The 376-nt window shown below is 66.0% G+C and carries 1 pseudogene; it reads right to left on the bottom strand.

Going from position 1 to position 376, the window contains the following annotated elements:
- Nucleotides 1-376: pseudogene (locus tag WDW90_RS38445) on the bottom strand (oxalate/formate MFS antiporter); the annotation flags it as partial.

Below are 376 nucleotides of genomic sequence, written 5' to 3'. Positions count from 1 at the left end.
GGCGTTGGTGGCCGCGAACTTCGAGCCGAAGGTGTCGCCGCAGGTCGCCGGGAACAGCGAGTAGATCTCGCCGAACACCCCGAAATACATCGCCGTGGCCAGGATGAAGACCAGCGGATCGCGCCCGTTGGAGATGAGCAGGATCACCGCCAGAGCCGCGATCGTGAAGGCGATGAACATCGTGTTCTCACGCCCGATATTGTCCGACACGAAGCCGAAGAACGGCCGCCCGAAGCCGTCGAAGATGCGGTCCAGCGAGATCGCGAAGGTGAGCGCGGCCATCTGCAGGCCGAACAGGCTGACGGGCACGTCCGCCACCTTGAAGTCGTGGGCGATCGGCGCGATCTGGGCGGCCGCCATCAGGCCGCCGGAGGCG

The sequence above is a fragment of the Methylobacterium nigriterrae genome (genome assembly GCF_037106235.1).
GTDB classification, from domain to species: domain Bacteria; phylum Pseudomonadota; class Alphaproteobacteria; order Rhizobiales; family Beijerinckiaceae; genus Methylobacterium; species Methylobacterium nigriterrae.
Note: the sequence above shows the minus strand (reverse complement) of the source record. Positions and strands in the feature narration are given on the sequence as shown.